Below are 25,633 nucleotides of genomic sequence, written 5' to 3'. Positions count from 1 at the left end.
GGGGCGACCGCCCGGCGGCCGGTGTCGGCGGCCCCGATTAGGTTTGTAGGCATGCCCCGCAACGTCCGCATCGCCTCTGTCAACGTCAACGGGATCCGGGCCGCGGCCCGCAACGGGATGGGCACCTGGCTCGACGCCGCCGACGTCGACATCCTGACGCTGCAGGAGGTGAGGGGCGAGCGCGAGCACCTCGAGGCGGCTCTGCCCGGCTGGCGCATCGTCGACGACAAGGCGCTGCAGAAGGGCCGGGCGGGCGTGGCGATCGCCAGTCGCGAGGAGTGCGCGATCTCGCGCGTCGAGCTCGGCGACGACGCCCTCGAGTCGAACGGCCGGTGGCTCGAGGCCGACTTCGAGATCGGCGGCGAGACGGTCACCGTCGTCAGCGCCTACGTCTTCACGGGCGAGGCGGAGACCCCGGCCAAGCAGGACCCGAAGTGGGCGTTCCTCGACGCGATGGAACGACGCCTCCCCGAGCTGTCCGCCGACGGCGCGCTCGCCCTGGTCACCGGCGACCTCAACGTGGGGCACCGCACGCTCGACATCAAGAACTGGCGGGGCAACGTCAAGAAGTCGGGCTTCCTCGCGCGGGAACGCGCCTACTTCGACCGCTTCCTCGGCGCGGCCGGCGAGCCGGTCGCGGGCCAGGAGGGCGTCGGGCGCGGCATGGGCGGGGCGCTGAGCGACACGCGCTCGTTCAGCGAGGGCCGCACGGGCCTCGGGTGGGTGGACGTGGGACGCGCCGCGCACGGCGAGGTCCACGGGCCCTACACCTGGTGGTCGATGCGGGGCCAGGCGTTCGACAACGACACCGGCTGGCGCATCGACTATCACCTCGCCTCCCCCGCGCTCGCGGCACGCGCCTCGAACTACCGCGTCGACAGGGCGCCCTCGTACGACACGCGCTGGAGCGATCACGCCCCGGTGATCGCCGACTACGCGCTCGGCGTCTAGGCCGCCCGGTCGCCCGTGCTTTCCTCCTCCCGGTACGGCGTCGAAGGCGACCGGCGCGGCTCGACCTAGGATTGACGGGTGACCAAGCAGCGCCTCTACTCCGGAATGCAGCCCTCCGCCGACTCGCTCCAGATCGGCAACTACATCGGGGCTCTCCTGCAGTGGCGCACGATGCAGGACGAGTACGACGCCTTCTTCTCCGTCGTCGACCTGCACGCGATCACCGTGCCGCAGGACCCGGCGCAGCTGCGCGAGAAGACCCGCCGCACCGCCGCGCAGTACATCGCCGCCGGCATCGAGCCGTCGCGCTCGACCCTCTACGTGCAGTCGCACGTTCGCGCGCACGCCGAGCTGGCGTGGATCCTGTCCACGATCACGGGCTTCGGCGAGGCCGGCCGGATGACGCAGTTCAAGGACAAGTCGCAGCGCCAGGGCGCCGATGCGACCAGCGTCGGGCTGTTCACGTATCCGATCCTGATGGCGGCGGACATCCTGCTGTACCAGACCGACGTCGTGCCGGTCGGCGACGACCAGAAGCAGCACGTCGAGCTGACGCGCGACCTGGCCGAGCGGTTCAACGCGCGCTTCGGCGAGACCTTCCGCGTGCCGAAGCCGGTGATCCAGCAGGAGACGGCGCGCATCTACGACCTGCAGGAGCCGACGTCGAAGATGTCGAAGTCGGCGGAGTCGCAGGCGGGCGTGCTCTGGCTGCTCGACGACACGAGCGTGACGGCGAAGAAGATCATGCGCGCCGTCACCGACAGCGACGGCACCGTGCGCTACGACCGCGCCGAGAAGCCCGGCGTCTCGAACCTGCTGACGATCTACTCCGCCCTCACCGGACGGTCGGTCGGAGAGATCGAGGACGAGTACGCGGGCCGCGGCTACGGCGACTTCAAGAAGGGCCTGCGCGACGTCGTGGTGGCCGAGTTCGAGCCGGTACGGCAGCGGGCGCTCGAGCTGCTCGACGATCCCGCCGAACTCGACCGCGTGCTGTCCGTCAACGCGGACCGCGCCGCCGAGGTCGCGGACGCGACGCTCGCGGCCGTCTACGAGCGCGTCGGCCTGCTGCGCCGTGGGTGAGCCGGTCGTCCTCCACACCACCCGCCTCACCCTGTCCCGCCCGGTCGCGTCCGATGCCGACGCGATCTTCGAGGTGTGCCAGGACCCGGAGATCCAGCGCTACACGACCGTTCCCTCGCCCTACACGCGCGAGGACGCCGAGACGTTCGTCGGGCTCGTGTCGGAGTGGTGGGACTCGGGCTCGGAGTGCGTGTGGGCGATCCGCGATGTCGAGGGGCTCGCGGGCATGATCGGCCTGCACGCCATCAAGAACGGCGCGGCCGAGCTCGGCTACTGGCTCGCGCCCGCCGCACGCGGTCGTGGCTATGTGGACGAGGCCGCGCGCACGGTCGTCGACTTCGCGTTCGGGCCGCTGCGGCTCGAACGCCTCGAATGGCACGCGGTCGTCGGCAACGCGGCGTCGGCGCGCGTCGCCCAGCGTCTGGGGTTCCGGTTCGAGGGCGTGCGCCGCAAGGGCCTCGCGGGCCACGGACCCCGCGTCGACGGCTGGATCGCCGGCCTGCTCTCGACCGATCCGCGCACGCCCCAGTCCTGGGCGCTCTGACCCCGCCCGGCGAACCGGCGCCGCTCCCGCGCCCTCCCGTCGCGCCCGTCCTGCGTTGTGCGCGGGCGCGTGCCCGGGGCAGGATGGACGCATGCCGGAGATGCCGGAGGTCGAGGGGCTGGTCGGGTTCCTCCACGAGCGCACCGTCGGCCTGGAGCTGACGCAGGCCCGGCTCGCGCAGATCGCCGCGCTGAAGACGTTCGACCCGCGCCTCGACCAGCTCGTCGGGTCCGTCGTGACGGACGTCGCCCGGCACAGCAAGTTCGTGGCGATCGCGCTGGGAGACCTCCAGCTGGTGTTCCATCTCGCGAAGGCGGGTTGGCTGCGGTGGCACGAGGCGCTGCCGGCGACGGTGATCAAACCCGGACGCTCCCCCATCGCGCTGCGCATCGGGTTCGGCGACGGGTCGGGGTTCGACCTGACCGAGGCCGGCACGAAGAAGTCGCTCGCCGTGTACGTCGTGCGCGATCCCGCGGACGTGCCGGGGATCGCGCGGCTCGGCCCCGATCCTCTCGACGAGTCCTTCACCCGCGACACGCTGGCCGGGCTGCTCGAGGGACGACGCAGCCAGATCAAGGGCGTGCTCCGCGATCAGCAGATCGTGGCCGGCATCGGCAACGCCTACTCGGACGAGATCCTGCACGCGGCGCGGATGTCGCCCTACGCGCTGGCCGCCAACCTCGACGCCGGCGACGTCGACCGGCTGTACGAGGCGCTGCGCGCCACGCTGACGTCGGCGGTGCAGACCGCTCGCGGCCGGCCGCCGGCCGAGCTGAAGGACGCGAAGCGCCGCGGCATGAGCGTCCACGCGCGCGCCGGGGAGGCCTGTCCCGTGTGCGGCGACACCGTGCGCAGCGTCTTCCTCGCCGACCGCAGCTTCGAGTACTGCCCCACGTGCCAGACCGGCGGCAAGGTGCTCGCGGACCGCCGCCTCTCGCGACTGCTGAAGTGACAGCCTCCTCAAAGAGCGGAGGCTGTCACCTCTGTCCTGTCCGGTCATCGGCCAGCAGGCCGCTGACATGACGGCCTCCGCAAAGAGCGGAGGCTGTCACCTCTGTCCCGTCCGGTCATCGGCCAGCAGGCCGCTGACATGACGGCCGCCGTCCCCGCGCACAGCGGAATCCGAGGATCCGCTCATGAAGCCCGATGACGGGAATGGAACGGCGGCGTCCGCGTTCGGATAATCTGAGTGCAGCACACGTGCTCCGGGGTCGGTGAGAATCCGAACCGGCGGTGACAGTCCGCGAGCCGAGCGCCAGAGGCGCAAGGCTGATCCGGTGGAATTCCGGGACCGACGGTGATGTGCGACGAGAGTCGCACGAGTCCGGATGGGAGGCAGCACGGGAGACGCGACGCGGTCGACGACCGCGGCGCCCCAACGCCGTCGCCACGATTCGACCCCGGTTCGTCGAAGGAGGGTCGGATGGCGCAACGTCCGGACGGGGCGAGCCCCGTCGAGCAGCGTGCGATGGCGCGCGCCCTCGAGCTGGCGCTGCGCGGCCCCCGCAGCCGCAACCCGCAGGTCGGCGCGGTGATCCTGTCGCCGTCCGGCGAGGTGCTGGCGGAGGGATGGCACCGCGGCGCGGGGACGCCGCACGCCGAGGTCGACGCGCTGGCGGCGTTGCCGGACGGCGGCGCGCACGGTGCGACCGCGATCGTGACGCTCGAGCCGTGCAACCACACTGGCCGCACGGGGCCGTGCGCCGAGGCGCTCATCCGCGCGGGCGTGGCGCGCGTCGTGTACGCGCTCGACGACCCCGGCGACGCGTCCGGCGGCGGTGCGGAGCGGCTGCGCGCCGCGGGCGTCGACGTCGTCGCGGGCGTCCTGGCGGGTCAGGCCCGCGCGCTGGTCGGGCCGTGGCTCACGGCCGCGGCGCTCGGCCGACCGCATGTGACCGTGAAGTGGGCGCAGAGCCTGGACGGGCGCGCCGCCGCGGCCGACGGCTCGAGCCAGTGGATCACGGGCCCCGCGGCGCGCGCCGACGTGCACGCCCGGCGCGCGCGGGCGGACGCGATCGTGGTGGGCACGGGCACCGTGCTCGCCGACGACCCTGCCCTCACCGCGCGGGACGGCGACCGGCTGTTCGCCGAGCAGCCGGTGCCCGTCGTGATCGGCACCCGCGCGACGCCGGACGGCGCGGCCGTCCACGCGCACCCCCGTCCGCCGCTGTTCTACGACACCCGCGACCTGGCGTTCGTGCTCGACGACCTGTGGGATCGCGGCCTGCACCGGGTCTTCGTCGAGGGCGGTCCGACCCTCGCCAGCGCGTTCATCGCGGCGGGCCTCGCCGACCGGGTGCTGGCGTACATCGCCCCCGTGCTGCTGGGCGGCCCCCGCGTCGCGCTCACGGACGTGGGCGTGCCGTCGATCTCTGAGGCGCGGCGACTGCGGGTGTCCGAGCGGCTGACGCTGGGAGACGACCTGCTCGTCGTCGCGGAACGCGACGACGATGCGCACCGTGTCGCGGAACGCGATGAGCTCCCGCACCGTGTCGCGGAACACGACGGGAACCCGCCGACAGCCGACAGCGCGCGAGCCTCCGCGGACGCCACAGAAGGAGAGAGCTGATGTTCACCGGAATCGTCGAGGAGATCGGCCGGATCACGGCCGTCGAGCCGTCGGGCGACGGCGTGCGCCTGACGCTGCACGCCCCGGGCGCCGTCGAGGGCGTGTCCCACGGCGACTCGATCGCCGTCAGCGGCGTGTGCCTGACGGTCGTCGGATGGACCGACGACGGCTTCACCGCCGACGTGATGCGCCAGACGCTGGAGATGTCGACGCTCGACGTCGCCGCGTCCGGCACGCCCGTCAACATCGAGCGCGCGACGGCCGCCGGCGGCCGCCTGGGCGGTCACATCGTGCAGGGCCACATCGACGGCACGGGCGTCGTGCGCGAGGTGCGCCCGGGCGCGCAGTGGCGGGTGGTGCGCGTGAGCCTGCCCGGCCGGCTGGCGCCGCTCGTCGTCGACAAGGGCTCGATCGCCGTTGACGGCGTGTCCCTCACCGTCAGCGCGGTGAGCGCCGCCGGCGTCGCCGACCCGTGGTTCGAGGTGTCGCTCATCCCTGAGACGCTCGCCGCCACGACGCTCGGCGAGCGCGTGACCGGCGACCGCGTCAACCTCGAGACGGACATCCTCGCCCGGCACGTGCAGCGCCTGTTCGCCTTCGGCGCGCCCGCCTCGCAGCCCGAACGCGGATCCTGGTCGTTCGCGACGACCGAGGTGCCCGCCGCCGACTACTCCGTGCTCGACCCGAGCCTCGCCGCGGCGCCGTCCGCCGCACCGACAGAAGGAGGCTCGCTGTGAGCCCTGACCACATCGGGGACCAGGAGGCCTGGCCCCTGTCCCCCCTCGAGGACGCGCTGGATGCGCTGCGCGCCGGGCGCCCGGTCATCGTGGCGGACGACGAGGACCGCGAGAACGAGGGCGACGTCGTGCTCTCGGCGCAGCTGGCGACGCCCGAGTGGGTCGCCTGGGCGGTGCGCTGGTCGTCGGGCTTCCTGTGCGCCCCCATGCCGCAGGACGTCGCCGACCGCCTCGACCTGCCGCCCATGGTCGCCGTGAACGAGGACGCCCGCTCGACCGCGTACACGGTGAGCGTGGACGCGGCGGAGGGCGTCACCACCGGCATCAGCGCCGCCGACCGCGCCCGCACGCTCAACGTGCTGGCCGACCCCGACGCCACGCCGCAGAGCCTGATCCGTCCCGGGCACGTCCTGCCGTTGCGGGCGGTGCCCGGCGGCGTGCGCGACCGCGCGGGCCACACCGAGGCCGCCGTCGAGCTGATGCGCCTGGCCGGCCTCGCGCCGGTCGCGGTGATCGGCGAGATCGTCGCGGAGGACGGCAGCATGATGCGCCTGCCGGGTCTGCGCGAGCTCGGCGCGCGCGAGGGCGTGCCGGTGATCACGATCGAGCAGCTCATCGCGCACCTCGACAGCGTCGACCCGCGTGACACGGATCGTCCGGCCGCGCGGCGCCAGGTCAGCCTGCGCGCGGACGCGACTGTGCCCACCGCGCACGGCACGTTCCGCTTCCTCGCCTACAAGGACCGGCAGACCGGCACGGACCACATCGCCGTCGTCTCCGGCGACCTCTCGTCGGATGCGCCGCTGGTGCGCGTGCACTCGGAGTGCCTGACGGGCGAGGCGTTCGGATCGTTGAAGTGCGAGTGCGGGCCCCAGCTGGAGGCCGCGCTCGACGCGATCGAGCAGGAGGGCGGCGTGGTGGTCTACATGCGCGGCCACGAGGGTCGCGGCATCGGGCTCATCAACAAGCTGCGCGCGTACGCGCTGCAGGAGCGCGGCCTGGACACCGTGGACGCCAACACGGCGCTCGGCCTGCCTGCCGACGCCCGCGACTACGCGGCCGCCGCGGGCATCCTCGCCGACCTGGGCATCGAGCGGATCCGGCTGCTGACGAACAACACCGACAAGGTGGCGCAGCTGCGTGGCTTCGGGCTCGACGTCGTCGAGCAGGTGCCCCTCATCGTCGGTGTCGGCCCCAACAACCACCAGTACCTCGAGACCAAGCGAGACAGGATGGGCCATATCATCGGCGAGGCCGAGCTGGCCGACGCGATCGCGCAGATGCACGACGGAGGAGCGCAGCGATGACCGGAGAGAACGGATGAGCGGAGACAACTCATGAGCGGCAAGGGAGCGCCGGAGCGCGACCGGATCGACGGGGCCGGCCTGGAGGTCGTGGTCGTCGCGGGGACGTGGCACGACGAGATCACGGACGGGCTGATCGCCGGTGCGGAGCGCACGCTCGACGCATCCGGCGCGTCATACCGCCTGGTGCGGGTGGCCGGCTCGTTCGAGCTGCCGGTCGTGGCGAAGGCGGCGCTGGACGCCGGCGCCGACGCGGTCGTGGCGCTGGGCGTCATCATCCGCGGCGGCACGCCGCACTTCGAGTTCGTGTCGTCGGCGGCGACCGACGGGCTCACCCGGGTCGCCCTCGACACCGGCAAGCCGGTGGGCTTCGGCGTGCTGACGCTGGACGACGAGCAGCAGGGGCTCGACCGTGCCGGGCTCGCGGGCTCGCGGGAGGACAAGGGCGCGGAGGCGGCCGACGCCGCGCTGCGCACGGCGCTCACCCTGAAGGAGCTGCGGCGCGCCTGCTTCGCCGACGAGGGCTGAGCGCGACCGAACGGCGCGATCGTCTCGACGCGGGGGCTCGGCAGAACGCTGAGCCCCCGCGTCATGCGTTGAACGTTGTGCGAAATGCTCAACGTGAGCAGTCGCACATCCGCGCAGGTGAGCGAAAGCGTCTGTCGGAGCGACATACACTATCCCTCTGTGCCCCGGCCGATGAGCCGGGGCGTCTACGTTCCCACCGCCCAATCCCCAGACAGGCACGTCATGACCACCGCCGTCCAGACCCCTCCCACGGGGCCCGCCGCCAAGCCCGCCAACTCGCGCTTCCGCGTGATCGCCGCGAGCCTCATCGGCACCACGATCGAGTTCTACGACTTCTACGTCTACGCCACCGCCGCGGTGCTGGTGTTCCCGCACCTCTTCTTCCCGTCGGACGACCCAACGACCTCGCTGCTGACGTCGTTCGCGACGTTCGGCGCGGCGATGGTCGCGCGTCCCGTCGGCGCCGTCATCTTCGGCCACTTCGGCGACCGCTTCGGCCGCAAGGCGACGCTCGTCGCCTCGCTGCTGACGATGGGGATCGCGACGTTCCTCATCGGCGTCCTGCCCACGTACGGCCAGGTCGGCGTGCTGGCCGGCATCCTGCTGCTGGTCATGCGCCTCGCGCAGGGCTTCGCGCTCGGCGGCGAGTGGTCGGGAGCGGCCCTCGTGGCCACCGAGAACGCTCCGGCGGGCAAGCGCGCCCTCTACGGCACGTTCCCGCAGCTCGGCGCGCCGATCGGCTTCATCATCGCCAACGGCCTGTTCCTGGCGATCAACTTCTCGCTGCCCGGCGTCGACGGGGCGCCGTCGGAGGCGTTCCTCGAGTGGGGATGGCGCATCCCGTTCCTCGCCTCCGCCGTCATGGTGATCATCGGCCTGTGGGTCCGCCTGAAGCTCGTCGAGTCGGCGAGCTTCGAGAAGGCGCAGGCCAAGGGCGCGCTGAAGAAGTTCCCCCTCGGCGAGACGTTCCGTCGCTACTGGAAGCAGATCATCCTCGGCACGTTCATCATGCTGGCGACGTACGTGCTGTTCTACCTGCTGACGAGCTTCCTGCTGTCGTACGGCACGAAGGCCACCGACTCGCCCGACGGCGTGCCCGGCCTCGGCTTCCGCTACACCGACTTCGTGATCATGCAGATCGTCGGCGTGGTGTTCTTCGGCATCTTCACGGTGCTCGCCGGCCCGATCGCCGACCGGATCGGCCGCCGCAAGGTGCTGATCGGTGTGACCGCCGCCATCATCGTGTTCGGCGCCCTGTTCCCGGTGTTCCTGCTGCCTCGCGGCGAGGCGACGCTTCCGCTGACGGTCGCGTTCCTGATCATCGGCTTCGCGCTGATGGGGTCGACCTTCGGCCCGATGGGCGCCCTGCTGCCCGAGCTGTTCCCGACGCAGGTGCGCTACACCGGCTCCGCCGTGGCGTACAACGTGTCGTCGATCCTCGGCGCCGCGCTGGCACCGCTGGTCGCGGTCGTGCTGTGGGCCTGGGGCGACGGCAACCCGTGGCTCGTCGGGCTGTACCTCTCGGGCGCCGGCATCCTGACGCTGATCGCGCTGATCCTGTCGCGCGAGACGAAGGACGTCGACTACGAGGCGACCGAGCTCACCCACTGAGCGCTCACGACGAGGCCCCCGGATCCATGGATCCGGGGGCCTCGTCGTCTTCGCCGTGGGGCCCGACCACTACAGCCCATACTCCTCCAGCAGCCGCAGCCACAGCTCGCTGAGGGTGGGGTACGCCGGCACGGCGTGCCAGAGGCGGGCCAACGGCACCTCGCCGACGATCGCGATCGTCGCCGCGTGGATCAGCTCGCCGCTGCCCGGCCCGACCAGCGTGAGACCGACCAGCACGCCACGGTCCTCGTCGACGACCGCGCGGGCGCGACCCGCGTACCCGTCGGCGAGCAGGCCCGCGCCGGCGACGTTCGCGAGGTCGTAGTCGACCACGCGCGTCCGGATGCCGCGGTCCTCCGCCTGGGCGGCCGTCAGGCCGGCGGACGCCGCCTCGGGGTCGGTGAAGACGACCTGGGCCACGGCGGCGTGGTCGGCGGTGGCGACGTGACGTCCCCACGGCGCGTCGTCGACCTCGCCGTCCCGCGCCCGGGCCGCGATGACGTCGCCCACGGCCCGCGCCTCGTACTTGCCCTGGTGCGTCAGCAGCACCCGGCCCGCGGCGTCTCCGGCCGCGTACAGCCAGTCGCTCCCCCGCACCCGCAGGGTGTCGTCGACGTCCAGCAGCCCGCGCGCGTCGAGGAGGTCGTCCACGCCGAGGTCGCGGGTGCGGGCCTCGCGCCCGGTGGCGACGACGACCTCGTCCGCCTCGACCTCGCCGTCGGAGAACGCGACGCGCACCGTCCCGCCGTCTCGGCGCACCTCGTCGATCCGCGCGCCCTCTCTCACGACCACTCCCCGCTCGCGCAGCGCGTCGCGCACGAGGTCGCCGGCGAACGGCTCCATGCCGCGCAGCAGCGAGCTCCGGGACAGCACAGTGACGCTGCTGCCGAGGTCGGCGAACATCGTCGCGACCTCCACCGCGACGACGCCGCCGCCCAGCACGACGAGCCGGGGCGGGACGTCTCCGACGGAGGTCGCCTCTCGGCTCGTCCACGGTCGCGCCTCGCGCAGGCCGGGGATGTCCGGGATGCGCGCCGCGCTGCCCGTGGCGAGCACGACGGCGTGCCGCGCGACGAGCTCGGTCTGCCCGCCGTCGCCGTCGACCAGCACACGCCGCTCGCCCTCGATCCGGCCGCGCCCGCGCACCAGCTCGATGCCGGCGCCCCGCAGCCATCCCACCTGCCCCGAGTCGTCCCAGTCGGAGGCGAAGCCGTCGCGGCGGCGCAGGATCGCGGCGGGGTCGAGCGCGCCGCCGGTGACCCCCGCCACGCTCTGGGCGGCGCGGAGGGCCGCTCCCGGTCGCAGCAGCGCCTTGGAGGGCATGCACGCCCAGTAGGAGCACTCGCCGCCCACCAGCTCCGACTCGACGATCACCACCTCGAGCCCGCCCCGCACGGCACGGTCGGCGACGTTCTCGCCGACCGGCCCCGCTCCGATGACCACCACGTCCGTCTCGCGCACTGCCGCCTCCTGCACTGTCATGTCGCCGACGCTACGCGGCGACATCCCCGCGGAGCCAGGGGCTTGCGCGGAGGCCGGCGTCTCCGCAGGGCCTCGACCCGGCCGCCGCCACCGGCCGCGTCGGTCAGGGCCGACTCACTGGCAGGGCAGAGGAAGGGATCGATACCGTGAGGGGCATGGAGACCCTGCGCGACGTCGTCGTCCTCGTCCACCTCGTCGGCTTCGCCATCCTGTTCGGCTCGTGGGTCGTGGAGGCCGCGGCGAAGCGCTACCGCGCCACCCGCCTCATGGACGTCGGACTGGCGATCGCGTTCGTCGCCGACCTCGCGCTCTCCGCCCCCTGGGGGCTCGGCGACGGAGGTCTGAACTACGCCAAGATCGGCATCAAGCTGGTCGTCCTGCTCGTCATCGGCGGGCTCGCCGGCATCAGCCGCGCCCGCGCCAAGAAGGGCACGCCGCTGCCCACGTGGACCTTCTGGCTGATCGGCGCGCTGATCCTGCTCAACGCGGGCCTCGCCGTCATCTGGTAGCCGCCGCGGGCGGCGCGCCGCCTACACGAGGGGCGTGCCGTGCGTGTGGAACGTCTCGATCGTCTTCATGCCCCACGCCTGGCCCTTCTTCCGCTCCTCCTGGCTCCACTCGACCACGGGCTGGTCGGGGTCGAGCAGCAGGCGGGCACCGGCGTTGGCGAACTCGATGCGGTTGCCGCCGGGCTCCCACACGTACAGGAAGAACGTCTGGTTGATGGCGTGCTTGTGCGGACCCGACTCGATGTGGATGCCGTTCTCGAGGAAGATGTCGGCCGCCTTGAGGATGTCCTCGCGGGTGTCCGGCGCGAACGCGATGTGGTGGAGCCGGTTGCCGTGCTTCGTCCAGTCATCGGAGTAGACGACGTCGTACGACTTCAGCGAGAAGTGGAACCACCAGGCCGCAAACCTGCCGTCGTCGTTGCGGATGCGCTCGCTCTCGCGCATGCCGAGCGCACGGGCGAGGAACTCGCCGTTCGCCTCGACGTCCTTGGCGAGGTAGTTGATGTGGTCGAGACGACGGGCGTTGACCCCGTGTCCGGGGAACCGCGAGGCCTGGTTCTTCAGCGCGGGCCGGTCGTCGGTGGCGGCGTAGCGCTCGGTCTCGTAGTAGATGGCCATCTCGTGGCCATCGGGGTCGTGGAAGCGGAAGGTGGGCCCGGTGCCGACCTCTCCGTCGACCCAGCCGTCGCCCAGCCCGAGCTCCTGGATGGCGGCGACGCGACGGTCGAGGGCCTCCTGGCCCGTCGCGCGGAACGACGTGCGCCCGACGCCGGCGGCGTCCTTCCTCGCGGTGAGCTTGATCGTGTACAGCTCGTACTCGTCCCACGTGCGCAGGAACACCGAGTCGCCCTCCTCGGCGACGACGCGCATCGAGAGCAGGTCCTCGAAGAACCAGCGGCTCTTGTCGAACTCGGGCGTGAACAGCTCGACGTTCGCGAGGTGCGCGACGTCGAAGGAGGTGGAGTCGGTCATGGGTGCGGTCCTCTCTGACAGCGGGTCTCGGGTGGGGGCTTACGGTCGGGTCACGGTCGGGGGCGCGGGTACACCGTGCCGTCGAAGATCTTGCGCGCGGTGCGCAGCGCGGCGGAACGCTCCACGACCCACGAGCCGGGCTCTCCGGACACGGCCACGTCGACGTCGAAGTGGCCCGTCGGGTGCTCCAGGACGAAGGGGGCACCGGGCTCGGGCACGGTCGCGAGCTCATGCCCGACGGCGCCCTCCGGCAGCACCCCGGCGGCGACGGTGAGAGCGCCCAGCACGCCGATGGAGGTGTGCACGCGATGCGGCAGGAAGCTGCGGGTGGTGATCGCGCCGCCGTGGCGGGGCTCGCTGAGGATGACCATCTTCGGCACCGTCGCCTCGGAGACGTCGCCGAGGCCCATGCGCTCGGCGGCGGCAAGGCGAAGAGCCTCCAGCCTCGCCTTCAGCTCCTGGTCCTCCTCGAGCGCCGACGGCTCCTCGGTGCCGGAGAGCCCCAGGTCGGAGGCGCGGATCAGCACGCTCGGCATGCCGTTGTCGACGCACGTCACCGTGATGGGATCCGGGACCGCCAGCTCGTCGGCGACGGAGCCCGTGGGGAAAAGGGCGCCGGTCGAAGACCCGGCCGTCCCCTCGAAGTCGAGTGACACGGCGCCGGCCTCGCCGGGGACGCCGTCGATCGCGATGCGGTCCTCCGCGGGGCCGTCGTAGTCGACGACCGGCACGCCGTCGGCGAAGGAGGGCGTGGCGAAGGTCGCGGTCGCGATGCTGCCGGTGTTGACCATCCGGATCCGCACGCTCGTCCGACCGGCGACGCCGGGGACGAGCCCGCGCTCGACGGCGAACGACCCCACGCCGGCGAGGATGTTGCCGCAGTTCTGCCGGTCGGTGACGAACGCCTCGTCCACGCCGACCTGCAGGAAGAGGTAGTCGACGTCGGCGTCAGCATCGGCGGACGGCGACACGACCGCCACCTTCGAGGTCAGCGGGTGGGCACCTCCGAGGCCGTCGATCTGACGCGGGTCGGGCGTGCCCATGATGCGCAGCAGCAGCTCGTCGCGCACGGCCGGATCGGCGGGCAGATCGGCGGCCACGAAGTAGGCGCCCTTCGACGTGCCGCCGCGCATCAGCATGCAGCGGACGCCTGTCGTCTCGATGTCAGCGGCCATCGCCCGCCTCGTAGGCGGCCTGCGAGACGTAGCGCACTCCGAGGTCGGCGAGGAGCGCGCGCAGGCCCTTGCGGTCGAGGCTCAGCTCCGCGCCGGCCGCGTAGGCGGCGCGGTCCGCCTCCTCCTTCGCGACGCGGGCCTCCGCCGCGGCGAGCGCCTCGGCGGCGCGCTCGCGCGGCACGCACACGACGCCGTCGTCGTCGGCGATGACGACGTCGCCGGGGCGGACGACCATGCCGTCGACGACCACGGGCACGTTCACGGAGCCGGGCGTCGCCTTCACGGTGCCCTGCGAGTGCACGCCGTTGGACCACGCGGGAAAGCCCATGTCGCGAAGGTCCTGGGTGTCGCGCACGCCCGTCGCGGTGACGAGCCCGCGCACGCCGCGCGCCTTCAGGGCGGTGGCGAACAGGTCGCCGAACGCGCCGTCCGACGACGGCGAGGTCGTCGCGACGACCAGCACGTCGCCCGCCCGGCACTGCTCGACCGCGGCGTGGATCATGAGGTTGTCCCCCGGCCAGCTGAGCACGGTGACCGCCGTCCCGGCGATCCGCGCGCCCTGCTGGATCGGCGTCAGGCTCGGCCCCGCAAGGCCGACGCGCCCCATGGCCTCGTGGACCGTGGCGACTCCGTGCAGCGCGAGGCCGTCGACCGCCGCCGCGTCGGCGCGGGCGATGTCGGTGACGACGACCGCGCTCACGCCAACGTCCCCGTCACCTGCGGGTAGTACCGCACGTACGCCTCGCCCATCGTGTCGTGCGGCAGGCCCAGGTTGGGCCCGGCGTTGCGCTTGACCTGCACGCCGCGGCGCACGGCCAGCGCCGTGTAGTACTCCCACATGTGCTTCTGCGCCGGCAGGCACTCCATCGCCTTCTGCTTGAGGGGGAAGGCGTCGGTGATGTCCAGCAGCACGTTGGGCTTGAAGTCCGACTGCTCGGGCTGGTGGGGCTCGAAGAAGAACACGGGCGGGGCGCCGATGATGTCCTGCTTCGAGGGGTACGAGCCGTCGGAGTTCGCCACGCCGATCGCCTGCGCGAGCACGCGCGCCTGCAGTGCCATGCGGGCGGCGGCCGGGTGGTCGCCGTTGTAGGGATCGGCGAGCGGGTGCGTCAGCACGACCGTCGGCTGCACGCGGCGGTACACGTCGACGAGCCTCTGCACGGCCTCGGGGCTCTCGACGAGCGGATAGTCGCCGAGGTCGAGGAACTCGATGTCGGCGCCGAGGGCCGCGGCGGCAGCGCTCGCCTCGTCGCGGCGGATCTGCTTGATCTCGTCGAGCGGTTTGCCGGCGAGCCACTGACTGGCGGACTCTCCCCGCTCGCCGTACGAGAGGCAGACCACGGTCGCCTTCTCGCCCCGCAGCGTGGCCGCGGCGATGGCGCCGCCTGCGCGCCACACGAAGTCTCCGGCGTGCGCGCTCACGACGAGGAGCGACGGCTCGGTCTCTGCCATAGAGTCATCCGTTCGTTCGACCTGTCCCCTTCTTCGGGGAGGTTCGCGGGCCAGCGGCACGACGGCCTTTCCGGCCGGGAGCCTTGCGGGCGTCGTCCCCTCGACGGGGCCTCCGCCCGGCACGCGTCCGCTGCTGAAGTTCCTCTGAGTGAAGCACCCTCTGTTGTCTTGGTCAAGATTATGTCTACAATCCTGGCGACGATGAACGGTGCTGTTCACCTCGCGGAGTCCGCGCCCGCATCGCTCGACGACGACGTCCGAAAGAGCCACGAAGGAGCCTCATGGCGAACAACCTGCAGGAGCTGCTCGACGAGCAGGGAAACACCGTGGAGTTGCTGCGCAACTCCCGTCTGGGCACGTACATCTACCCGGTCGTGCCGACCGAGTTCAGCAACTGGCGGCGCGAGCAGAAGGCGTGGCGCGAGACCGCGGTCCTCTACGACCAGACGCACCACATGGTGAACTTCTTCGTCTCGGGCCCCGATGCCCTGAAGCTGCTCAGCGACACCGGCATCAACAGCTTCTCGAACTTCGCCGTCGACACCGCCAAGCAGTTCGTGCCCACGGCGTCCAACGGCGGCGTGATCGGCGACGGCATCCTCTTCCGCGAGGCCGACCTCGACTACGTGTACGTCGGCCGTGCGCCGGGCGCCAACTGGCTGCAGTTCCATGCCGAGACCGGCGGCTACGACGTGGAGTTCCGGTACGACGACCGCTCGCCCTCCCGCCCGTACGGCCAGGCCGTGCACCGCGAGTACTACCGGTTCCAGATCCAGGGCCCGCGCGCGTGGGACATCATCGAGAAGCTCAACGGCGGGACGCTCGAGAAGGTCCGGTTCTTCCACATGGGCCACCTCGAGATCGCGGGCAGGCAGGTGCGGACGCTCCGCCACGGCATGGCCGGCGCCCCGGGACTGGAGCTGTGGGGTCCGTACGAGGACCACGGTCTCATCCGCGATGCGATCCTCGAGGCGGGCGCCGAGTTCGGCATCGAGCCCTGCGGCTCGCGCGCGTACTCGTCGAACACCCTGGAGTCGGGATGGATCCCGTCGCCCCTGCCCGCCATCTACTCGAGCGAGGGCGAGCGCGCCTACCGCGAGTGGCTGCCGACGAACAGCTACGAGGCGATCAACGCGATCGCGGGCTCGTTCGTGTCCGACGACATCGAGGACTACTACCTCAACCCGTGGGAGCTCGGCTACGGCTCGTTCGTGAAGTTCGACCACGACTTCGTCGGCCGCGACGCGCTCGAGAAGGTCGACCCCGAGCAGCAGCGCCGCAAGGTCACGCTCGCCTGGAACGACGAGGACCTCGCCAAGATCCTGACGAGCGTCATCGACCGCGACAGCGAGGGCTACCAGTTCTTCGACCTGCCGAACGCGAACTACGGCTCGAGCAACTTCGACGCCGTGATCGACGCCGACGGCAAGAACATCGGCCTGTCGCTGTTCACCGGCGTGACCGCGAACGAGAAGCGGGGCCTGTCGCTCGCGACCGTCGACCGCGACGTGCCCGAGGGCGCGGAGGTGCGGGTCGTGTGGGGTGAGCCGGACGGCGGGTCGGGCAAGACGACGGTCGAGCCGCACAAGCAGATCGAGGTGCGCGCCATCGTGAGCCCGGTGCCGTACGCGACGGTCGCCCGCGAGACCTACCAGGGCGGCTGGCGCTCCAGCGGCGCGCTCTGACCATACGACCGACGCGGCGCCCCGGATCCTCGAGGATCCGGGGCGTCGCTCGTCGTGGGGCGTCAGGCGCCGTCGAGGGCGATCACGACCGACTTCGTCCGGGTGAACGAGGCGAGCGCCTCCGGGCCGTTCTCGCGCCCCCAGCCCGAGTCCTTCACGCCCCCGAACGGCATCGCCGTGTCGAGCATCGCCCACCCGTTGACCCACACGATGCCCGCCTCGAGCCGCGCCGCGCCGCGGTGCACCCGGCTGACGTCGCTCGTCTGCACGCCTGCGGCGAGACCGTAGGCGGTCCCGTTGGCGAGGCGCACCGCCTCGTCCTCGGTGTCGAACGGCTGCACCGTGAGGACCGGCCCGAACACCTCCTCGCGGACGGCCGGCGCGTCCTGCGGCAGATCGGCGATCACGGTCGGCGAGAAGTAGAACCCGCCGTCGAGGTCGACGCGACCACCGCCCGCGACGACCCGCCCGCCGGCGGCGACGGCGTCGCGCACCATCCGCTCGACGCGGTCGCGCTGGGCGGCGCTCGCCAGCGGGCCGATGACCGTGCCGGGGTCGCTCGGCCGGCCGAGCGGCACGCCGCCCACGGCCTCGGCGAGGACGCCGATCACGATCTCGTACACGGGGCGCTCCACGAGCAGTCGAGGCCCCGCCATGCAGAACTGGCCCGTGTTGTAGACGAACGCGTTGATCACGGCGCCGATCGCCCGGTCGAGGTCGGCGTCGGCGAACAGGATGTTGGCGGCGTTGCCGCCGAGCTCGGCGGCGACGGGGATCAGCCGCTCCCCCGCGACCTTCGCCACCTCGCGGCCGACGGTCGTCGAGCCGGTGAAGGCGACCATGTCCACGCGCGGGTCACGCACCAGCGCGTCGCCGATGTCGGGTCCAGGCCCGGTGACGAGGTTGTACACGCCGTCGGGCACGCCCGCGTCGCGCAGCACCTCGGCCATCAGCAGCGCGCTCAGCGGGGTGAGCGGCGACGGCTTGTGCACCACCGCGTTCCCCGCGGCGAGCGCGGGCGCGATCTTCGAGCTCGACAGGATGAGGGGGAAGTTGAAGGGGCTGATCGCGGCGACGACGCCGCGCGGCTCGCAGCGCGTGTAGGCGAACGCGGGGATCGGCACGTCGCGGGTGGCGCCGTCGAGGTGCGGCGCGAGGGTGCCGTAGTACTCGTACTGGTCGGTGGCGCCGGGAACGTCGATGGCGCGCGCGAGGGCGAGGGGCTTGCCGACGTCCACGCTCTCCGCCCGGGCGAGCTCGTCGGCGCGCTCCCGCATGAGCGCCGCGGCGCGCAGCAGGACGCGTGAGCGCTCGCGTCCCGACAGCGAGCGCCATCCGCCGTCGTCGAAGGCCGCGCGTGCGGCGGCGGTCGCCGCCGCCACGTCGGCGGGGGTCGCGGCGGCGACCTCCGCGACGGTCCGCCCGGTCGCCGGGTCGACGACGTCCATGCGGCCTCCGTCGCGCGGCTCCTCCCAGCGTCCTCCGATCCACAGGCGGGGCCGGACGTCGGGCGGTGCCACCCCGCCCGGGTCGGCGGAGGTCGGGTCGAGAGTGGTGGACATGGGTGTTCTCCTCGTCGAGATCACGGGAAGCGGAGACGACGCCGTCGCCGCGGTGGGTGACACCCTAGGGCGTGCCGCGATGCCCGGGAAGGGAGCTTCCATCCGGTCGGAGGACGCGTCCGCCGGCTCAGTCGCCCTCGACCAGGATGCGCCGCAGCCAGGCGTGGGTCGCTCGGGTGACGTCGTCGTGCGCCCCGGCCTCCGCGAGCATCTCGAGCGCGTCGCCCACCTCCTGCGCCCGACGCTCGGCGTGTCGGCGCGTCCCGGTGACGAACCTCTCGACGAGCGCGTCGCCTCCGGAGCCGAGCTCGCTCGCGATCTGTCCGCGCAGCCAGTCCTCCGCGCCGAGCGCGCGACCGGCCTCGAGCGCCTCGATCGTCACGGCGGCGAGCCCCTTCATGAAGATCGCCCGCAGCAGCTTGAGCCTCGCCGCATCGCCGACCCCGCCCGGCGCGACGTCGACCGGCACGCCGAACGGCCGCATCCGCGCGGCGAACGCCTCGGCCCCCTCGCCGCTGGCGAGCAGCGGGGTGCGGTGACCCGCCCGCGGCACGGGCGCCAGCACGGCGACGTCGGCCATCCCGACGCCGGACTCCTGCACCGCGCGCGCCACCCGGTGCTTCGTGTCGGGGGCCGCGGCGTTGAGGTCGGCGAGCACCGCGTGCCCCGTCATCCCCGCGGCGGCGTCCCGGGCGGCGGTCACCGAGGCGCGGGCGCCGACGAGGCTCAGCACGACGTCGGCTCCGTCGACGCAGTCCTGCAGCCGGTCGTACTGCGCAACGCCCGCGCCGGTGACGTCGACGTGCGGGTCGTACCCGGTGACGTCGGCGCCGGCCTCCGCGAGGCCCCGCGCGTAGAGCCTGCCCGCCTCCCCGAGCCCCATCACCGCGATCCGAGTCATGGCGGACAATCTACGGCCCTTGGCCCGACACGCGGAAGCGATTCGCGCCACGATTGTTGACACTTTGACCCCGTGTTCATAGCCTTCCGAATACGGGATGACCCGAACGTCCCGCCACGCCACGGTCACCACAGCGACCCCTGGGCGCGGCAGGACGGCGGTCGCCCTGCCCCACTGCAACGACGCATCAGGAGACGGGAGCGATGGCCGCTCGACTCACTCTGCAGGACGTCAACCTCCGCTTCGGCGGGGTGACGGTGCTGCACGACGTCGGCTTCGACGTGGAGCCCGGCGAGATCCTCGGACTCGTCGGACCGAACGGCGCGGGCAAGACGTCCCTGTTCAACTGCATCAGCGGGCACTACCGGCCCACCTCCGGGTCGATCTCGATCGATGGCGACGAGGTCAGCGGATCGCACCCCTCGCGCCTGCCTCGCCACGGGCTCGCCCGCACCTTCCAGCACCCCGCGCTGCAGCTGAACGCGACCGTGCTCGAGAACGTCCTGCTGGGAGGGCACACCCGCCTGCCCGCCGGCCCGCTCGCCTGGTCGCTGCGCGTGCCGCCCACGGGGCGGCGCGAGCGCGAGCTGCGCGAGGAGGCGCTCGGCCTGCTCGACGCGCACGGCCTCGGCTGGGCCGCCGATCTCGCCGCCGACGAGCTGTCGCACGGCCTGCACAAGGGCATCGAGCTGTGCCGGGCCCTGCTGATGCGCCCCAGCCTGCTGCTGCTCGACGAGCCGGCCGCCGGGCTCTCCCACGGCGAGGTCGAGCGCTTCATCGAGACGGTCCGCGGCCTGCGGCACGACGCCGACGTCACCGTCGTGATCGTCGAGCACCACATGGGGCTGATCTCCGCGCTCACCGACCGGGTCGTCGTGCTGGACCACGGCCGGAAGCTCATGGAGGGCACCGCGGCGGAGGCGCAGGCCGACCCGCGGGTCATCGAGGCCTACATCGGGAAGGACGCCGCGGATGACGCTGCTTGAGCTCACCGACGTGACCGCGTCGTACGGGCCCGTCCAGGTGCTCGAGGGCGTCTCGCTGAGCGTGCCCGAGGGCGGGGCCGTCGGCATCCTCGGCGCGAACGGCGCCGGCAAGACCACCACGCTCCGCGCGATCAGCGGCGTCGTGCGCACCACCGGACGCATCGTCTTCGATGGGCAGGACATCAGCGGCCTGCGGCCCGATCAGGTGGCGGCCCGCGGCATCGCGCACGTCCCCGAGGGCCGCGGCACCCTGCCCAACCTCACGGTCCGCGAGAACCTCATGGTCGGGGCGTACCTGCGCAAGGACCGACGCCGCATCCCCACGGACGTCGACTACCTGCTCGACCTCTTCCCGAACCTCAAGGAACGGATCTCGTCGAACGCGTCGGCGCTGTCGGGCGGCGAGCAGCAGATGCTCGCCGTCGGTCGCGCGTTCATGGCCAAGCCCCGGCTGCTGGTGCTGGACGAGCCGTCGCTCGGCCTGGCGCCGAGCACCGCCAAGAACGTCTACGAGGCCATCCGCCGCCTCCGGCTCGAGTCGGACATCGCGATGCTCGTCGTCGAGCAGAACGCCAATCTCGCCTTCAGCATCGTCGACACCGCCACGGTGCTCGAGACCGGCCGCAGCGTGCTCACCGGCACGTCGGCCGAGCTGAAGGGCCGGGACGAGATCCGCCGCGCTTACCTGGGAGGCTGACGTGGGAACCTTCATCCAGCTCGTCGTCGACGGCCTCGCCATGGGGTCGATCTACGCGGCCCTCGCCCTGGCGATCGTCCTCGTCAACCAGTCCACGGGCATGGTCAACTTCGCGCAGGGCGGCATGGCGGTGCTGTCCGGATACATCGCGTATGCCTTCCTCGGCATGGGCGTGCCGCTGATCCTCGCGCTCGTGATCGCGGTGGCGATCTCGTTCGTGCTCGGCGCGCTGATCGAGCGCTTCCTGATGCGCAGGTTCGAGGGCGGCGACCCGGACACGGCCGTGGTCGTCACCGTCGGCCTGCTGACCCTCATCACGGGCATCTGCGGCTGGATCTGGTCGTACAACAACCGCCAGTTCCCCTCGCTGTTCCCCGGCGACTCGTTCCCCGTCCTGGGCGCCGCCGTGAGCTGGCGCTCGCTGGGCACGTTCCTGGTGATCGCCGCGATCATGGTGCTGCTGCAGCTGCTGTTCCGGAAGACGAAGGTCGGCCTCGCGCTGCGCGCCGTCGCCGACAACCCCCGGTCGTCCTCCTTCTCGGGCCTTCCCGTCGGGCGCCTGCTGATGGTCGGCTGGGGGCTCGCCGCCGCGCTCGGGGCGATCGCCGGAGCGCTCGTCGCGCCGCGGCTCAGCCTCACACCGGGCATGCTCGACAGCGCGCTCGTCTACGCGCTGGCGGCGGTGATACTCGGCGGCGCGTCCAGCCCGATCGGCGTGGTCGTCGCCGCCTGGCTGATCGGAGTCCTCGAGAACCTGGCCGCCGTCTATGTGCCGTTCATCGGACACGACCTGAAGATCGCGGTGCCGTTCATCCTGCTGTTCGTGGTGCTGCTGGTCAGGCCGCAGGGCCTGTTCGGCCGCAAGACGGTGGTGCGGGTCTGATGGCCGCCCGGAAGAAGGAGACCCCCGCGATGACCCCCACGCGACCGGGTGCCGCGTCCGCGCCCCTGTGGCGCCGCCCCTGGGTGCAGACCGCGATCGTCGTCGCGGTCGCCCTGGTGCTGCTGCTGGCGCCGTGGAACCTCGACGTGGCGACCAACCAGGCCCTGGCGCGCATCGGCGTCTACGCCGTCGCGGTGCTGGGCCTCAACGTGATCATGGGGTACACGGGGCAGGTATCCCTCGGCCAGATCTTCTTCGTCGGACTCGGCGCCTATGTGACCGCGTACGGCGTCAACGAGGGCTGGAACGTCGTCGTGGTCTTCGCCCTCGCGGTGCTGCTCGCGGGGATCACCGGATACGTCATCGCCCTCGCGGCGGCGCGCCTCGGCGGGCTCGCGATCGCCATGGTGACGATCGCCCTGCCGATCATCGGCGTCCCCCTCGCCAAGCGCCTGTCGGAGTGGACCGGCGGCTCGCAGGGCACGTCGGCGCGGTTCTCGGCGGCGCCCGACTGGACGGGCGTCCCGAACGACATCTGGCAGTACTACATCGTGCTGGTGATCGCCGCGATCGTCTTCCTGCTCGTGCGCAACCTCGTGCACGGCAAGTTCGGCCGCGCTCTCGCGATCGTCAAGGAGAACGAGGCCGTCGCCTCGTCGATGGGCATCTCGCCGTACCGCTACAAGGTCATGGCCTTCACGATCGCGGCGATGGTGGGCGGCGTCAGCGGCTTCCTCTACATGGTCGTCGTGCAGTACACCTCCCCCGAGACGCTGTCGTTCCACCACTCGATCAGCCTGCTCGCGTCGATGGTGATCGGCGGCGCGGGCAGCATCGTCGGCTCCGTCATCGGCGGCGCCTACTACGTGCTGGTGCCGAACGTGACCAACGAGATCAACGCGACCCTGACCTCGCTGATCCAGGGCGTCATCCTGCTCGTCGTGCTCTTCGTCCTCCCGGGCGGGATCGCGAGCCTGCCGCGCGTCGTCCGCCGCCTGCTGCGCCGTCGCGGCGGCTCGGGCGACCGGACGGCCACCGCGCCCGTCGACGACAAGCCGCAGTAATCCAGTCCCCACCGGAAACACCAGAGAGAAGGTCAGCATGAACACGCGCAGCAAGGCGGTGAGGAACGCCCTGGGCATCGTCGCCCTCGGATCGGCCCTCGCGCTCACGCTCGCCGGATGCTCGCGCGCCGCCGAGCCGGGCGGCTCGGGCGACGGCGACGGCGAGGCCACGGCGAGCCCCGGCATCACCGACGACAGCATCACGTTGGGCGTCACCACGCCGCTCAGCGGCGGCACAGCCGGCCCGGGCAACTGCACCGTCGCGGGCCTCGTGGCCTACTTCGGCCAGGCGGGCCCGATCGAGTTCGGCGACGGCAAGACGCGCGAGGTCACCGTCGAGGCGTTCGACGACACGTACGACCCGCAGAAGGCGCTGTCGAACTTCCAGCAGAACCAGTCGAGCGTGTTCGCGTTCACGTCGGGGCTCGGCACCCCGACGAACCGCGCGTACCGCGAGGCGGCGATCGAGGACGAGGTGCCGCAGGCGCTCGTCATGACCGGCGATCCGCTGTTCAGCGACCGCACGGAGAGCCCGTGGCAGCTCGGCTTCGTGCCGATCTACCAGAACGAGGGAGCCGCGTTCGGCGAGCTGCTCGCCGAGTCGGCCGAGGAGCACACGGTCGCGATCCTGTCGCAGAACGACGACTTCGGCGAGGGCTACGTCGAGGGCTTCAAGGAGGCCATCGAGGGCGCCGACAACATCGAGATCGTCGAGGAGCTCACCTACGAGGCGACCGACACCTCCGTCGACGCGCAGCTCACCGAGCTCGCCGCGAGCGACGCCGACGTGTTCTTCAACGCGATGTCGATCACCCCGCTGGTGATCTCGTCGATCGAGAAGGCCCGCGAGCTGTCGTGGAGCCCCAGCTGGTTCCTGCCCTCCAACACGTCGAGCCCGGGCGGCATCCTGTCGCCGGCCGGCGCAGACCCGGAGGACGGCTTCTACTCGGTGTCGTTCTCGAAGGCCCCGCAGAGCCCCGCCTTCGCGGAGGACGAGGACGTCGTGGCGTTCCTCGCCGCGCTGGAGGAGTTCTCGGGCGACTACACGACGGTGCCCGAGTTCCCGCACTGCATGTGGAGCTACATCGTCGGCGCGACGCTCGAGCAGGCGTTCCAGAACATGGAGGAGCCGACCCGCGAGAGCTTCATGGAGGCGCTCACGAGCATCTCCGACTTCCAGGCGCCGCTGATGCTCGACGGCACCGCGGTCGACACCACGGTGGACGGCCAGCCCGCGGTCTCGACCGTGATCGTGCAGCGGTACAACGGCCAGGGTTACGCGAACGCCGAGACGTTCGAGTAGGCGACCGCGACAGAGGGGCCCGGCGTCGCGCCGGGCCCCTCTGTCGCGCGCGGGCGCGGGCACGACGCGGGAGGCGCCGCTTCTCGGCCCGGGTCAGGTCAGGGCAGCTCGGAGAGCAGGCGGACGATGCCCTGCAGGTGCCGGCGGGTGGCGTCGGCCGCCGCGTCCGGGTCGCGGGCCAGCACCGCGTCGATGATCGCGATGTGCTCGGGGCCCGACTGGCTCACCCGCCCCGGGTGATACGCCAGCCGGAACTGGTGGCGCGCCGACTGCGCGTGCAGACGCTCGAGCAGCTGCGTGGCCGTCGCGTGCCCGCTGAGCTCGCGGATGCGGCGGTCCATCTCCTGGTTCAGCGTCGCGTAGCCCACCAGGTCCCCGGCGTCCACCGCCGAGCGGATCTGCTCGCGCAGGTCGGCGAGGCCCGCCGCGTCCTCGTCGGAGACGTTCTCGGCGGCCTTGCGCGCGCACAGCTCCTCGAGCCCCATGCGCACCTCGACGATCTCGATGGCCTCCTCGACGCTGATCGCGCGTACGCGGGCGCCGCGGTTCGGCAGCCGCTCGACGAGCCCCTCGCCCGCGAGGTTCATCAGCGCCGTCCGCACCGCGGCGCGCGTCGCGTCGAAGCGCGCGCTGATGTCCGCCTCGATGAGCCGCTGATGCGGCGCGAAGTCCCCGCTGAGGATCGCGCCGCGGATCCGGTCGGTCAGGTCCGGTTGGAGGCTCTCCGTGGTCGCCTCGGTCGTCGTCGACACCCTGCTCCCCTCAGATCGGGCCCGTCCGGGCCACGCTGCGACATCCGCCCCGCGGGCGCGGGACGTCGTCGTCCGCGTCGGCCGTGGGAAGGCTGAGGCCTATTCTGCAAGACGACGGCCGGATTGTCGCAGATCCTGTCGACAAAACCCGCCGGCGTGGCGGCTCAGTCCTCCGGGGCGCCGTCCGTGTGGGCGCGGATGCGGGTGAGCATGTCCTGCAGCTGAGCGTTGAGCAGCCGCACCTCGTCGGCCGGCATGCCGTCGAGGATGATCTCCTGGCCGCGCATCGAGATCGGCCGCATGGCGTGGTGCATCTCGGCCCCCGCGGCGCTCAGGTACATCGGGCGGGAGCCGCGCGGCCCGTCGGACAGCAGGATCAGGCCGCGGTCTCGCAGGGTGTTCACGCTCTTCGAGATCACCGCCTTGTTGACGCCGAGGAAGTCGGACACGTCGGTCGAGGTCGTGCCGGGGCGTGTGGCGAGCGCCGAGATCACGCGCCAGTCGTTCGTGCCGAGCCCGAACCTCCGTCGCAGCTCGTGCGACTCCCGCCACACGAGGGCGTTCGACAGCAGGGCGACGAGACGCGGCGTGAAGCTGTCGGGTTCGAGGATGTCGGTCAGCGGCTCCGCGATGGCACCCTCCGGAGCCTCGTGGTGGGGGCGTCGCGTCGCCGTCCCGGCAGCGCGCGCCTCTGCGACCTCGCCCATCCGATCCCCCTCCTCACGCCGTGGTCGTGCCGCGGCGTGCGCACAGTCTCGCAGACGCCCGACCCTGCGAGGCGCAGGCGCGACCGTCCCAACAAGTTTATTCCCGATCCTGTTTACATCTAAACAAGCTGCTGCTAGCTTCTCTCACACCGGCGCCAACGAGGGCTCCGGTGCAG

Annotated in this window: 25 protein-coding genes and 1 riboswitch; of the genes, 16 read left to right on the top strand and 9 right to left on the bottom strand. The window is 72.0% G+C overall.

The features are described from left to right. Positions 1 to 51: 51 nt before the first annotated feature. The 9 genes from K5S26_RS01110 to K5S26_RS01070 all read left to right on the top strand — a co-directional run bounded on the left by K5S26_RS01110 (position 52) and on the right by K5S26_RS01070 (position 9,327). Positions 52 to 951, top strand: a complete 900-nt coding sequence (locus K5S26_RS01110) for an exodeoxyribonuclease III (protein ID WP_221855196.1) — start codon at positions 52 to 54, stop codon at positions 949 to 951. 78 nt (positions 952 to 1,029) lie between these two features. Then, positions 1,030 to 2,034, top strand: a complete 1,005-nt coding sequence (gene trpS / locus K5S26_RS01105) for a tryptophan--tRNA ligase (RefSeq protein ID WP_221855194.1) — start codon at positions 1,030 to 1,032, stop codon at positions 2,032 to 2,034. Then, entirely contained in the window at positions 2,027 to 2,578 is a 552-nt protein-coding gene (locus K5S26_RS01100; RefSeq protein WP_221855193.1) for a GNAT family N-acetyltransferase, read from the top strand. The genes trpS and K5S26_RS01100 overlap by 8 nt, the downstream gene beginning before the upstream one ends. Before the next feature lie 91 nt (positions 2,579 to 2,669). Further along, positions 2,670 to 3,530, top strand: coding sequence for an Fpg/Nei family DNA glycosylase (locus K5S26_RS01095; protein ID WP_221855191.1), 861 nt, complete (start codon positions 2,670 to 2,672; stop codon positions 3,528 to 3,530). A 244-nt stretch (positions 3,531 to 3,774) separates the two neighbouring features. After that, a riboswitch (FMN riboswitch) is annotated at positions 3,775 to 3,924 on the top strand. Between the two features lie 77 nt (positions 3,925 to 4,001). Next, positions 4,002 to 5,147, top strand: a complete 1,146-nt coding sequence (gene ribD / locus K5S26_RS01090; protein ID WP_246603403.1) for a bifunctional diaminohydroxyphosphoribosylaminopyrimidine deaminase/5-amino-6-(5-phosphoribosylamino)uracil reductase RibD — start codon at positions 4,002 to 4,004, stop codon at positions 5,145 to 5,147. After that, positions 5,147 to 5,884: a riboflavin synthase gene (locus tag K5S26_RS01085; protein ID WP_221855189.1), complete on the top strand. Its 738-nt coding sequence runs from the start codon at positions 5,147 to 5,149 to the stop codon at positions 5,882 to 5,884. The genes ribD and K5S26_RS01085 overlap by 1 nt, the downstream gene beginning before the upstream one ends. Then, positions 5,881 to 7,191: a GTP cyclohydrolase II gene (ribA, locus tag K5S26_RS01080; RefSeq protein WP_308122711.1), complete on the top strand. Its 1,311-nt coding sequence runs from the start codon at positions 5,881 to 5,883 to the stop codon at positions 7,189 to 7,191. The genes K5S26_RS01085 and ribA overlap by 4 nt, the downstream gene beginning before the upstream one ends. A 30-nt stretch (positions 7,192 to 7,221) precedes the next feature. After that, positions 7,222 to 7,716, top strand: coding sequence for a 6,7-dimethyl-8-ribityllumazine synthase (gene ribH, locus K5S26_RS01075; protein ID WP_221855187.1), 495 nt, complete (start codon positions 7,222 to 7,224; stop codon positions 7,714 to 7,716). 222 nt (positions 7,717 to 7,938) lie between these two features. Next, positions 7,939 to 9,327, top strand: a complete 1,389-nt coding sequence (locus tag K5S26_RS01070) for an MFS transporter (RefSeq protein WP_221855185.1) — start codon at positions 7,939 to 7,941, stop codon at positions 9,325 to 9,327. 69 nt (positions 9,328 to 9,396) lie between these two features. Here K5S26_RS01070 and K5S26_RS01065 read toward each other — a convergent pair whose 3' ends face one another. Next, positions 9,397 to 10,809 carry a dihydrolipoyl dehydrogenase family protein gene (locus K5S26_RS01065; protein ID WP_221855183.1) on the bottom strand — a complete coding sequence of 471 codons (1,413 nt, stop codon included), beginning with the start codon at positions 10,807 to 10,809 and terminating at the stop codon, positions 9,397 to 9,399. Positions 10,810 to 10,964: 155 nt separating this feature from the next. Between K5S26_RS01065 and K5S26_RS01060 the strand changes: the two genes are divergently transcribed. Then, a complete protein-coding gene (locus K5S26_RS01060) occupies positions 10,965 to 11,318 on the top strand; it encodes a Fe-S protein (protein WP_221855181.1) in 354 nt (117 codons plus the stop codon). A 21-nt stretch (positions 11,319 to 11,339) separates the two neighbouring features. Here the strand turns inward: K5S26_RS01060 and K5S26_RS01055 are convergent, their stop codons facing one another. The 4 genes from K5S26_RS01055 to K5S26_RS01040 are packed head-to-tail and all read right to left on the bottom strand — an operon-like array spanning position 11,340 to position 14,917. After that, positions 11,340 to 12,290 carry a VOC family protein gene (locus K5S26_RS01055; protein ID WP_221855178.1) on the bottom strand — a complete coding sequence of 317 codons (951 nt, stop codon included), beginning with the start codon at positions 12,288 to 12,290 and terminating at the stop codon, positions 11,340 to 11,342. A gap of 50 nt (positions 12,291 to 12,340) precedes the next feature. After that, entirely contained in the window at positions 12,341 to 13,465 is a 1,125-nt protein-coding gene (locus tag K5S26_RS01050; protein WP_221855176.1) for a 4-oxalomesaconate tautomerase, read from the bottom strand. Next, positions 13,455 to 14,165, bottom strand: coding sequence for a 4-carboxy-4-hydroxy-2-oxoadipate aldolase/oxaloacetate decarboxylase (locus tag K5S26_RS01045; protein WP_221855175.1), 711 nt, complete (start codon positions 14,163 to 14,165; stop codon positions 13,455 to 13,457). Before K5S26_RS01045 ends, K5S26_RS01050 begins: the two co-directional genes overlap by 11 nt. After that, positions 14,162 to 14,917, bottom strand: a complete 756-nt coding sequence (locus tag K5S26_RS01040) for a PIG-L deacetylase family protein (RefSeq protein ID WP_221855173.1) — start codon at positions 14,915 to 14,917, stop codon at positions 14,162 to 14,164. The genes K5S26_RS01045 and K5S26_RS01040 overlap by 4 nt, the downstream gene beginning before the upstream one ends. Before the next feature lie 281 nt (positions 14,918 to 15,198). Between K5S26_RS01040 and ligM the strand changes: the two genes are divergently transcribed. Beyond that, complete coding sequence (ligM, locus tag K5S26_RS01035; RefSeq protein ID WP_221855171.1) at positions 15,199 to 16,602, top strand: vanillate/3-O-methylgallate O-demethylase; 1,404 nt, start codon at positions 15,199 to 15,201, stop codon at positions 16,600 to 16,602. Between the two features lie 62 nt (positions 16,603 to 16,664). Here ligM and K5S26_RS01030 read toward each other — a convergent pair whose 3' ends face one another. Next, positions 16,665 to 18,164 (bottom strand): aldehyde dehydrogenase family protein, encoded by a 1,500-nt coding sequence (locus K5S26_RS01030; RefSeq protein WP_221855169.1) that lies wholly within the window; start codon positions 18,162 to 18,164, stop codon positions 16,665 to 16,667. 127 nt (positions 18,165 to 18,291) lie between these two features. After that, positions 18,292 to 19,065 carry an NAD(P)-dependent oxidoreductase gene (locus tag K5S26_RS01025; RefSeq protein WP_221855168.1) on the bottom strand — a complete coding sequence of 258 codons (774 nt, stop codon included), beginning with the start codon at positions 19,063 to 19,065 and terminating at the stop codon, positions 18,292 to 18,294. A 203-nt stretch (positions 19,066 to 19,268) separates the two neighbouring features. On the opposite strand from K5S26_RS01025, the gene K5S26_RS01020 reads away from it, so the two are divergent. Genes K5S26_RS01020 through K5S26_RS01000 form a run of 5 tightly spaced genes read left to right on the top strand, consistent with a single transcriptional unit; the run spans position 19,269 to position 23,998 of the window. Further along, a complete protein-coding gene (locus tag K5S26_RS01020; RefSeq protein WP_221855165.1) occupies positions 19,269 to 20,051 on the top strand; it encodes an ABC transporter ATP-binding protein in 783 nt (260 codons plus the stop codon). Further along, positions 20,038 to 20,748 (top strand): ABC transporter ATP-binding protein, encoded by a 711-nt coding sequence (locus K5S26_RS01015; protein ID WP_221855163.1) that lies wholly within the window; start codon positions 20,038 to 20,040, stop codon positions 20,746 to 20,748. Before K5S26_RS01020 ends, K5S26_RS01015 begins: the two co-directional genes overlap by 14 nt. A 1-nt stretch (position 20,749) precedes the next feature. Further along, entirely contained in the window at positions 20,750 to 21,631 is an 882-nt protein-coding gene (locus tag K5S26_RS01010; protein WP_221855161.1) for a branched-chain amino acid ABC transporter permease, read from the top strand. A 29-nt stretch (positions 21,632 to 21,660) separates the two neighbouring features. Further along, on the top strand, positions 21,661 to 22,695 hold the full coding sequence (locus tag K5S26_RS01005) for a branched-chain amino acid ABC transporter permease (protein WP_221855159.1): 1,035 nt from the start codon (positions 21,661 to 21,663) through the stop codon (positions 22,693 to 22,695). 37 nt (positions 22,696 to 22,732) lie between these two features. Next, the gene (locus K5S26_RS01000) at positions 22,733 to 23,998 is read left to right on the top strand and encodes an ABC transporter substrate-binding protein (protein WP_221855157.1); all 1,266 of its coding nucleotides are present in this window, start codon (positions 22,733 to 22,735) and stop codon (positions 23,996 to 23,998) included. Positions 23,999 to 24,096: 98 nt separating this feature from the next. Here K5S26_RS01000 and K5S26_RS00995 read toward each other — a convergent pair whose 3' ends face one another. Together K5S26_RS00995 and K5S26_RS00990 are read right to left on the bottom strand one after the other, a co-directional pair. Beyond that, on the bottom strand, positions 24,097 to 24,750 hold the full coding sequence (locus K5S26_RS00995; protein ID WP_221855155.1) for a GntR family transcriptional regulator: 654 nt from the start codon (positions 24,748 to 24,750) through the stop codon (positions 24,097 to 24,099). Between the two features lie 164 nt (positions 24,751 to 24,914). Continuing rightward, positions 24,915 to 25,457, bottom strand: a complete 543-nt coding sequence (locus tag K5S26_RS00990) for a MarR family winged helix-turn-helix transcriptional regulator (protein WP_221855154.1) — start codon at positions 25,455 to 25,457, stop codon at positions 24,915 to 24,917. Positions 25,458 to 25,633: the final 176 nt, after the last annotated feature.

The sequence above is a fragment of the Microbacterium marinilacus genome, from assembly GCF_019753765.1.
GTDB classification, from domain to species: Bacteria; Actinomycetota; Actinomycetes; order Actinomycetales; family Microbacteriaceae; genus Microbacterium; species Microbacterium marinilacus.
Note: the sequence above shows the minus strand (reverse complement) of the source record. Positions and strands in the feature narration are given on the sequence as shown.